Raw genomic sequence first — 5,909 nt, 5'->3', positions numbered from 1 at the left:
TCCTTGCCGACCTTGTCCATGGCCTCGGCGATGAGCTCGCCGATCTGGGTGTCGGCGGCGGAGATGGAGGCCGTGGAAGCGATCTGCTCCTTGGTCTCGACATCCTTGGCCTGCTCGAGCAGGGCGGCGGAGACGGCCTCGACGGCCTTCTCGATACCGCGCTTGAGGGCCATCGGGTTGGCACCGGCGGCCACGTTGCGCAGACCCTCGCGCACCAGGGCCTGGGCCAGGACGGTCGCCGTGGTCGTACCGTCACCGGCGACGTCGTCCGTCTTCTTGGCGACTTCCTTGACCAGCTCGGCGCCGATCTTCTCGTACGGGTCCTCGAGCTCGATCTCCTTGGCGATGGAGACACCGTCGTTGGTGATCGTGGGCGCGCCCCACTTCTTCTCGAGGACGACGTTGCGGCCCTTGGGGCCGAGCGTCACCTTGACGGCGTCCGCGAGCTGGTTCATGCCGCGCTCGAGGCCGCGCCGCGCCTCCTCGTCGAACGCGATGATCTTGGCCATGTGAAGTGGTCCCTCCAGGACTGGGGGTGATTCCTTCGGACCGCGCCCGCGCCCGCGACGGACGGCTCGCCGGCCTCGTGGTTCCTTCCCCACCCGGCCTGCGGGCCTCACCGACCCGGTCCTTCGTTGTCACTCTCACCTTCAGAGTGCTAACGCCAATGATTAGCACTCGCCCCCATCGAGTGCAAGCGCCTTCGGGGATCGGCGCCCCGGCTCAGCCACCCGCGAACAGGCCGAAGGGCCCGTACCCCAGGGGGTACGGGCCCTTCGGAGAAGACCGTTGGCTTGCGGTGGCCGCACGTCTCAGGCGCTGAGGCGAACCATGTCGGCCTGCGGGCCCTTCTGACCCTGCGAGATCTCGAACTCGACCCGCTGGCCTTCTTCGAGGGTGCGGTAGCCGTCCATCTGAATCGCGCTGTAGTGGACGAAAACATCCGCACCACCGTCGACCGCGATGAAGCCGTACCCCTTCTCCGCGTTGAACCACTTGACGGTGCCCTGAGCCATGCCTAACTCCCCTATTACTGGCCCTTGCACAGATCCGCACTTCGCGGACCCGGGTCAGACCTCGCCCCCCAATGGCTGGGGGCGTGCGCCGGAACGCGTCGACCGCGGCTGAATGTATCTGTCCAACTGCCGTCTGCAACAGGTCAATCGGACGAGAAATCTGGACGTAGCCGGTCCGGAATGTAGCGAGAATTCGCCTGAATTCGGGTCAAGTCGGGCTACACAAAGTTCACAAAAGCCGCGAAATACGCCCACAGTTTGGCTATTTCTTGTCGGGCGAGCGGGAGCGTGTTCCCCAACTCTACCGCGCTCAATCCAATGGAATTGCCCCCTCCGCTTCTATTGCGGAAGGGGCAATACGCACTACCGGGAGTAGGCGGCTCCGGTCAGCCGCCGGCGACGGCCGGGATGATGGACACGCCGGCCCCGTCCGGGGTGGCCGTCTCAAGGCCCTGCTCGAAGCGGACGTCGTCGTCGTTGACGTAGACGTTGACGAAGCGGCGCAGCTTGCCCTGGTCGTCCAGGACGCGGGCGGCGATGCCGGTGTGGTTCTTCTCCAGGTCCGAGATGACCTCGGAGAGAGTCGCCCCCTCGGCGGCGACCTCGGCCTGCCCGCCGGTGTAGGTGCGCAGAATGGTGGGGATGCGAACGGTCACGCTCATGCGAGGCCAGCCTCTCGGAAGGAGTCCAGGTTGGGGCGGATCGTCGCGGTGAGGCCGGTGCCGGCCACCGCGTCGAGGGTCTTGAGGCCGTCGCCGGTGTTCAGGACGACCGTCGTGAGCGACGGGTCCAGGACGCCGTTCTCGATCAGCTTCTTCGTGACGCCCACCGTCACACCGCCCGCGGTCTCCGCGAAGATGCCCTCCGTGCGGGCGAGCAGCTTGATCGCATCGACGACCTGCTCGTCGGTCACGTCCTCCACCGCGCCGCCGGTGCGGCGGGCGATGTCCAGGACGTAGGGGCCGTCGGCCGGGTTGCCGATGGCCAGCGACTTGGCGATGGTGTTCGGCTTCTGCGGGCGGACCACGTCGTGGCCGGCCTTGAACGCGGTGGACACCGGCGAGCAGCCCTCGGCCTGCGCGCCGAAGATCTTGTACGGCTTGTCCTCGACCAGGCCGAGCGCGATCAGCTCCTTGAGCCCCTTGTCGATCTTCGTCAGCTGGGAGCCGGACGCGATCGGCACGACGAGCTGGTCGGGGAGCTGCCAGCCGAGCTGCTCGCAGATCTCGTACGCGAGGGTCTTGGAGCCCTCGGCGTAGTACGGCCGCAGGTTGACGTTGACGAAGCCCCAGCCCTCGCCGGCCGGGTCGCCGATCAGCTCGGAGCAGAAGCGGTTCACGTCGTCGTAGTTGCCCTCGATGCCGACCAGCTCACCGCCGTAGACGGCGGCCATGACGACCTTGCCCTGCTCCAGGTCGTGCGGGATGAACACGCAGGAGCGGAAGCCGGCCCGCGCGGCGGCGGCGCCGACGGCACCGGCGAGGTTGCCGGTGGAGGAGCAGGACAGGGTGGTGAAGCCGAAGGCTCGGGCGGCCTCCAGGGCCTGGGCGACGACGCGGTCCTTGAAGGAGTGCGTCGGGTTGCCGGAGTCGTCCTTGACGTACAGACCGCCGGTGACGCCGAGCTCGCGCGCCAGGTTGTCGGCCTTGACCAGCTTGGTCCAGCCCGGGTTGATGTTCGGCTTGGTCGCGACGTCGGCCGGGACCGGCAGCAGGGGCGCGTAGCGCCAGATGTTCGCGGGGCCCGCTTCGATGCGCTTGCGCAGCTCCTCGGTGTCGTGCGCCGAGAAGTCGTAGGCGATCTCCAGCGGGCCGAAACACTCCTCGCAGGCGAAGACCGGGCCGAGGGGCACGCGGTGGCCGCATTCGCGGCAGGAGAGCGCCGCTGCGGGACCCAGGTCCACGGTGGAGGGGGAAGCGGTGGTGTCGGTTGCGACAGTCTGCACAGCCATGTGAGGCGAGGCCCTTTCTCCTCATCTTCCTCACGACGCATCTCGCCGTGAGACGGATTTGGCACCTTCCCTAGCCGGGAGCCTCGCGCTGCGATCGATGGTGATCGGCGATCTACGAGAACCGACTGGAGGGTTGCCGGGGCTTCATCGGGCCGTATCCCTCTGCCCCTCTGGATGAGCGGTATGTGGTTGTTTGGCACTGGTTCACACGGTGACCCCGGCATGCGCCGGTCCTCCGCGTTGTTCAAGACTGTAACCGAAGGCCAGGACGGTTGAGATAGTCGTCCGTACCGCGAGATGGATCACAAAGGAGCCCACCGACCGTGCTGGAAGAAGTCGAACGCTGGCTCGGCGCACGCACCTGGTCCGTGGCCGACCGCCCGCTCGACCGGATCATGGCCGCCAAGCGCGCCACGGGCCAGTCGGTCAGCGTGGTGCTGCCCGCGCTCGACGAGGAGGCGACCGTCGGCGACATCGTCACGGTGATCCGCCGCGAGCTGATGCGCCGGGTGCCGCTCGTCGACGAGCTCGTGGTCGTGGACTCCGGGTCGACGGACCGCACGGCGGAGGTGGCCGCGGCGGCGGGGGCGCGTGTCGTCCACCGCGACGCGATCCTCCCCCGCATACCCGCCGTGCCGGGCAAGGGCGAGGTGCTGTGGCGCTCGCTGCTGGTCACCGGCGGGGACGTCGTCTGCTTCGTCGACGCCGATCTGCGCGAGTTCTCCGCCGACTTCGTCTCCGGCATCGTGGGCCCGCTGCTCACCGACCCGGAGGTCCACCTCGTCAAGGCGATGTACGACCGCCCGCTCGACGCCGCCCCGGGCGAGGGCGGCCGGGTCACCGAGCTGATGGCCCGACCGCTGCTCAACCTGCACTGGCCGCGGCTGGCGGGCTTCGTCCAGCCGCTCGGCGGCGAGTACGCGGCCCGCCGCTCGCTGCTGGAACGGCTGCCCTTCCCCGTCGGCTACGGCGTCGAGCTGGGCATGCTGGTCGACTCCCTGCACCTGGTGGGCCTGGACGCGCTGGCCCAGGTCGACGTCGGGGTGCGCCGGCACCGGCACCAGGACGGCCGGGCGCTGGGCCGCATGTCCGCCGCGATCTACCGCACCGCCCAGCTCCGGCTCGCCCGCGGCCATCTGCTGCGGCCCGCCCTCACCCAGTTCGAGCGGGGCGCCGACGGCTTCGAGCCCCGCACCTACGCCGTCGACACCGAGGAGCGGCCCCCGATGACGGAGATCGCGGAGTACGCGTCCCGCCGGGTGGCGTGATCCGCGCCGTCCCCGCCGAGGTGGCGCAGGGACACGTTTGAGGAATTCGGGCCCGGGCTAGGTTGAGGCGTATGGCTTCAAGCTTCGGTGCTGCTCAGGTGCTGGTCGCCTCCAATCGGGGGCCCGTCTCGTACGAGGTGCGGGAGGACGGTTCGCTGCACGCCAAACGGGGCGGTGGCGGACTGGTCTCCGGACTGTCGGCCATCGGGTCGGACGCGGACGCGTTGTGGGTCTGCTCCGCGCTGAGCGACGGCGACCGCGAGGCGGTGCGGCGCGGGGTCGGCGAGGACGGCGTGCGGATGCTGGACGTGCCGGCCGACGTGCACGCGGACGCGTACAACGGGATCGCCAACTCGGTGCTGTGGTTCGTGCACCACATGCTGTACCAGACCCCTCTGGAGCCCGTCTTCGACGCCGAGTTCCGGCGGCAGTGGGCGTCCTACGAGGCGTACAACCGGGCCTTCGCCGAGGCGCTGGCCGAGGAGGCCGCCGAGGGCGCGGCCGTGATCGTGCAGGACTACCACCTGGTGCTGGTCCCGGGGATGCTGCGGGAGCTGCGCCCGGACCTGCGCATCGGCCACTTCTCGCACACGCCGTGGGCGCCGGTCGACTACTTCCGGATGCTGCCGGACGACATCGCCGAGCAGGTGCTGCGCGGGATGCTGGGCGCCGACCGGCTCGGGTTCCTCACCCGGCGCTGGGCCGACGCGTTCACCGCGTGCTGCGACGCGCTGGTGGGCGGGCTCGACGGCACGGAGATCGGCGTGCACGGGCTGGGCGCGGACGCGGACTTCCTGCGGAAGCGGTCGCACGAGGCCGACGTGGACGAGCGGATGGCGGCGCTGCGTCAGGAGATCGGCGAGGGGCGCCGGACGATCGTCCGGGTGGACCGCACCGAGCTGTCCAAGAACATCGTGCGGGGCCTGCTGGCCTACCGGCAGCTGCTCACCGACCGGCCCGAGTGGCGGGAGCGGGTCGTGCACGTCGCGTTCGCCTACCCGTCGCGGCAGGACCTCGCCGTGTACCGGGACTACACGGCCGAGGTGCAGCGGGTCGCCGAGGAGATCAACGCGGAGTTCGGGACGCCCGGGTGGACGCCGGTCGTGCTGCACGTCGAGGACGACTTCGCACGGTCGCTGGCGGCGTACCGGCTGGCGGACGTGGCGCTGGTCAACCCCATCCGGGACGGCATGAACCTGGTGGCGAAGGAGGTGCCGGTCGTCTCCGACGAGGGGTGCGTGCTGGTGCTGTCCCGGGAGGCGGGCGCGTACGAGGAGCTGGGCGACGAGGCGCTGGTGGTGAACCCGTACGACGTCTCCGGGACTGCGGAGGCGCTGCACGAGGCGCTGTCCGTGCCGGCGGGCGAGCGGGCCGAGCGGTCGAAGCGGCTGTCCGCCGCCGCCACCGCGTTGCCGCCGGCCCGGTGGTTCCTGGATCAGCTGGCGGCACTGCGGGGCTGACGCCGGCCGGGGGTCACTGCCCCTGGACGGGCGGGCAGTAACCGGTCTTGTCGCCGATCGAGTTGATCTCGGCGTTGGACCGGGGGTCGCCCGCGTAGTTCACCTGGTCGGTGCACTTCTCGCCGTCCTGCACGGGGGTGCCGCCCGGCTGCGGCTCGGGGCAGGTGCCGGTCTTGTCGCCGATCGAGTTGATCTCGGCGTTGGACCGGGGGTC

At 69.8% G+C, this 5,909-nt stretch carries 6 protein-coding genes, 1 pseudogene and 1 riboswitch; of the genes and pseudogenes, 2 read left to right on the top strand and 5 right to left on the bottom strand.

The features are described from left to right. From GTW67_RS23645 to thrC, 4 genes are all read right to left on the bottom strand, one after another. Positions 1-509 (bottom strand): TCP-1/cpn60 chaperonin family protein (locus GTW67_RS23645; protein ID WP_272920530.1); only part of this gene is annotated, 509 nt, incomplete at its 3' end. A gap of 303 nt (positions 510-812) precedes the next feature. Next, positions 813-1,016 carry a cold-shock protein gene (locus GTW67_RS23640; protein ID WP_004929928.1) on the bottom strand — a complete coding sequence of 68 codons (204 nt, stop codon included), beginning with the start codon at positions 1,014-1,016 and terminating at the stop codon, positions 813-815. 386 nt (positions 1,017-1,402) lie between these two features. Continuing rightward, complete coding sequence (locus GTW67_RS23635) at positions 1,403-1,678, bottom strand: MoaD/ThiS family protein (protein WP_161166812.1); 276 nt, start codon at positions 1,676-1,678, stop codon at positions 1,403-1,405. Continuing rightward, a complete protein-coding gene (gene thrC, locus GTW67_RS23630) occupies positions 1,675-2,967 on the bottom strand; it encodes a threonine synthase (protein WP_161166811.1) in 1,293 nt (430 codons plus the stop codon). The genes GTW67_RS23635 and thrC overlap by 4 nt, the downstream gene beginning before the upstream one ends. A gap of 18 nt (positions 2,968-2,985) precedes the next feature. Then, positions 2,986-3,148, bottom strand: a riboswitch (SAM riboswitch). Positions 3,149-3,290: 142 nt separating this feature from the next. Here thrC and GTW67_RS23625 point away from each other — a divergent pair. Together GTW67_RS23625 and GTW67_RS23620 are read left to right on the top strand one after the other, a co-directional pair. Next, complete coding sequence (locus GTW67_RS23625) at positions 3,291-4,235, top strand: glucosyl-3-phosphoglycerate synthase (RefSeq protein WP_161166810.1); 945 nt, start codon at positions 3,291-3,293, stop codon at positions 4,233-4,235. Between the two features lie 71 nt (positions 4,236-4,306). Further along, the gene (locus GTW67_RS23620; protein WP_161166809.1) at positions 4,307-5,695 is read left to right on the top strand and encodes an alpha,alpha-trehalose-phosphate synthase (UDP-forming); all 1,389 of its coding nucleotides are present in this window, start codon (positions 4,307-4,309) and stop codon (positions 5,693-5,695) included. A gap of 13 nt (positions 5,696-5,708) precedes the next feature. Here GTW67_RS23620 and GTW67_RS23615 read toward each other — a convergent pair. Next, a pseudogene (locus GTW67_RS23615) lies at positions 5,709-5,909 on the bottom strand (hypothetical protein); the annotation flags it as partial.

This window comes from Streptomyces sp. SID5910 (assembly GCF_009862125.1).
GTDB lineage: Bacteria > Actinomycetota > Actinomycetes > Streptomycetales > Streptomycetaceae > Streptomyces.
Note: the sequence above shows the minus strand (reverse complement) of the source record. Positions and strands in the feature narration are given on the sequence as shown.

Bases quoted from the DNA above. Each gene is read 5' to 3' on its own strand.
- GTW67_RS23640 (WP_004929928.1), bottom strand. From the start codon at position 1,016: ATGGCTCAGGGCACCGTCAAGTGGTTCAACGCGGAGAAGGGGTACGGC.
- GTW67_RS23635 (WP_161166812.1), bottom strand. From the start codon at position 1,678: ATGAGCGTGACCGTTCGCATCCCCACCATTCTGCGCACCTACACCGGC.
- thrC (WP_161166811.1), bottom strand. From the start codon at position 2,967: ATGGCTGTGCAGACTGTCGCAACCGACACCACCGCTTCCCCCTCCACC.
- GTW67_RS23620 (WP_161166809.1), top strand. From the start codon at position 4,307: ATGGCTTCAAGCTTCGGTGCTGCTCAGGTGCTGGTCGCCTCCAATCGG.